Here is a 3,436-nt window from a genome sequence, read left to right on the forward strand (position 1 = left end):
TCTATTTTTACAGGATATAAGCAAAAAAAGTTTGATGTGAGGCAATAATAGAGTAAGTACATTACCCTATAATTCAGTCTGATGTATTAATCTAAAACATTCAGGTGGTGCGCCATGTACAAGCAGCAAGCACAACAAAGAACTCTACCAAGAAAAATTTCAGACCTTGAGTTGCTCAATATCTGGTTACAACAAATTCCTCCCAGACAGAAATCTTCTCATTTATATATAGCTCAAATGTTTCTGAAATTTGTCAAAAAACCACTAGAAAAAGTAACTTCAGCAGATGTTATAGCATTTGCCAATGCTCAGGGTATTCGTTCTCAAAACTGGGAATCTGATCAACACAAACGAGTAGAAACTATTAATTCTCTACTAAAATTTGGTCAGCAAACCGGGGTACTCCCTACTACTCAAAAAAAAATCTTGTCTCCTACTACTACAAACTTAAATAAATCAGGTTCCTCTAAAGACAAAATGAAAAATTACCGCACTACTCGGAAAGTGCAGAAGAATCCTTTAAACTGGTCTAAATTATTTAACCCACAGCTAGCTTCTTCCCTATTAATTATTGTCATATTATTTATGGCAGTCTCACAACTATTTCGGCAAGTGGGTGAGGATGCAAATACTGATGAAAAATGGTCAGCAACATCAGTAGTTATGCCTGAAATTGATCCAACTAAAAATTGGGCTTATCCAGTAAATGTTCCCAGAATCAGAGCTTTTCTAGATACAATTTCCGTCACAGAAGGTACAACAGGACCTCAAGGTTATTATCGTCAATATACAGGTAGTCATTTCTCTAGCTTTAAAGAGCATCCGAGAGAACTGAAATGTGCTCTCAGTAATGGCAAGGAACTTTGTTCTGATGCTGCTGGGCGATATCAGTTTCTGAGTACGTCTTGGGATCGCTTTGCTCCTGTAGTCAAGGCTAAGAATTTTAGTCCTACCTATCAAGACCGTGTAGCTATAGAGTTGATTCGAGAAAAAAATGCTCTCAAAGATATTGAAGAAGGGAGAATTGAAGAAGCTTTTAGAAAATTATATATGGTGTGGCCATCATTTGGGGAAACTGAAACAGATGTGGAACGACTCATGCCTAAACTTGTCGGAACTTATGAACAGAAATTGGCTCTTTATGAACCAAATAGGGAGTAGGGGGAAGTAATTAATAATTAATAATTAATAATTAATAATTAAGAGCTGATTTGTAAACTTAGCTGTTTGCGCAGCATGACCTAGGAAAAGTTTTATATTACCTAGCTTTTAGTAATTTGGCACTTACCGGAGGATAACTCGCTCAACCTAAGTATAGCCAGGAATTCAGCCTCTTAATATTTACTTTATAAATCAGCTCTAATAATTAATAATTACCTCTTCTTATAAAGAAGAGGATTGCCTAAAAGGAATTTTTTTCTCCATGAATGGAGAGGCTTTATAGCTGAATTTTTCGGTAATTCCTGAAGTTTAATATAACTAAGAAAGAATTGGTTAGCACAATTACTGATGATGGATCTTAGACATTGAAATGTTTTTCCAATTATTCCTTGTTCCCTGTTCCCTATTGCCTGCTATATAATATTGATTTCGACTGATTTTGATTAACAAAAAAAATATATGTTATGTCCTATTTGCGGTGCAGAATATGTTGAAACAGTACCAGAGTATTGCTCTGTTTGTGACTGGAATTTAAAATCAGATACCGCTTTCTTTGCTACAGCAGAAATTTACCAACAAAAAGAACAAGCAAAGTTGAACTGGGCTAGAAAAATGTGGCAAATTGTACAAGCTACGGAAAATGCCAGTCATCATAATAGCAATTCTAGTTTACCTACTGCTCCAGCAGATGGAGTAAATGACAATCAAAATTACAGGGATCTAAAAAAACAACTGGATGAAATACAAGCTCAGTTACATCAGGCAACAATAGAACGCTTTCAACTTAACTCTCAACTACAATGGGTACTTTATCATTTTGAACAACTTAACCCAGAGACGTTGGCAGAAACTCTGTATAGTATTGATGAAAAGTTGAATGCTATGCCAACTCCAGAACCACCAATGTCGGAAGTGGGAATAGACTATAACCCACTGATTAATCTTTTGGCTGCTGGAAAATGGCGAAAAGCAGATGAACTTACCTGGGAGTTATTACTGCAAGTTACTCTCAGGGAAGAAGAAGGTTGGCTCCAGTTGACAGATATTCATAATTTTCCTTGCACAGACCTTTGTACTATTGATTGGCTTTGGGAATATTATAGTAATGGATTGTTTGGCTTAAATGCACAACAACGTATATGGGAAACTGTGAGTGGGCAATATGGAGATTTTTGCGATCGCGTGGGATGGCGAGATGGAGAAAGTTGGAAATATTATGACGAACTCTCCTTTAACCAGCAAGCTCCAGAGGGTCACTTACCTATAATTATATGGCGGCGACGTGCTTGTTATGGGGTAGGTCAAATGATGGCGGCGGAAACTTTTTTGGCTTTGATATCGCGACTAACAATTTGTGGTGGTAGTAGATAATTTGCGACTCAGTAATTTTTAGGATAAGCTAGAAAAATAAATACAAACTAACTTGTAAAATCTACACCTTATTTTTAGCTAGAGGAATACTTCATGTCTAATGAAAAATTCTTGTTAGATGATATTAAGACAGTAGGAGAATATGACCTTGAGCAAGATAGTGACCTGGAAAAACTCACCTCAAAACTTGAACAAATTGAGGAGAGTGAATTTATTAATTCAACTACCCAACAGAAAGGATTTACAAAAGATGTTGGTGGAATTTTAAATTTTCTAGGGTGGATAGAAAAGCAACCCTGGAGTTATGCTAACCATACCTTTGGTTATATTGCTCCTAGTCAGTCTGGTTCAATGGAACCTTTGCCTATTCATCATGTAAGTTCTATTACGCCTGATAAAACACTACAGAATAGCCGGATTGATATTCACTTAGATCATCTAAGAATTTATAACTATCCAGGTAGTGGCACTCACAATGTTATGGTGACATTCGCTGCTCAAAATCAGGTCTCCAATGCTTCAGAAGCTGTTAGTTTTAGCCAAACCTATCGAGTGCCAGAGGGACAAACCGCTCCTGTGAAAGGTTGGCCAATTTTTCTGGGATTAAATGTCGGAAGTCGGGGTGTAGCACTTGAAGGTTCAACTATTAATGTAAAAAATGAAGATGATGAAGCTGTATTAAAAACACTTGAATCTTCAACCTTTAAAACTGGACTGAATCTACTGACAACAGCTCAACCTGCTATTGCACCTTTCACTGAAATGACACTAGGGGTAGTCAAGGGTTTGGCCGAACGTACTCGGAATGTCCCAGTCCAGAAGTTTTATCTGGGTTTGGACTTTAACGAAACCGCCCCAATGGGATTTCGGTTGCGGGAAGGAAACTATATTGCAGTGCAAGTTC

The 3,436-nt window shown here is 37.1% G+C and carries 3 protein-coding genes; all 3 read left to right on the forward strand.

Annotation, left to right across the window (positions count from 1 at the left end; translation table 11 throughout):
- Positions 1–114: 114 nt before the first annotated feature.
- The gene (locus F6K22_RS36360) at positions 115–1,161 is read left to right on the forward strand and encodes a glycoside hydrolase family 24 protein (protein WP_293109524.1); all 1,047 of its coding nucleotides are present in this window, start codon (positions 115–117) and stop codon (positions 1,159–1,161) included.
- Between the two features lie 459 nt (positions 1,162–1,620).
- The gene (locus F6K22_RS36365) at positions 1,621–2,532 is read left to right on the forward strand and encodes a GUN4 domain-containing protein (protein ID WP_293109526.1); all 912 of its coding nucleotides are present in this window, start codon (positions 1,621–1,623) and stop codon (positions 2,530–2,532) included.
- Between the two features lie 93 nt (positions 2,533–2,625).
- The coding region (locus tag F6K22_RS36370; protein ID WP_293109527.1) for a hypothetical protein at positions 2,626–3,436 on the forward strand (811 nt) is incomplete at its 3' end.

The sequence above is a fragment of the Okeania sp. SIO2F4 genome (assembly GCF_010672385.1).
Taxonomy (GTDB): domain Bacteria; phylum Cyanobacteriota; class Cyanobacteriia; order Cyanobacteriales; family Microcoleaceae; genus Trichodesmium.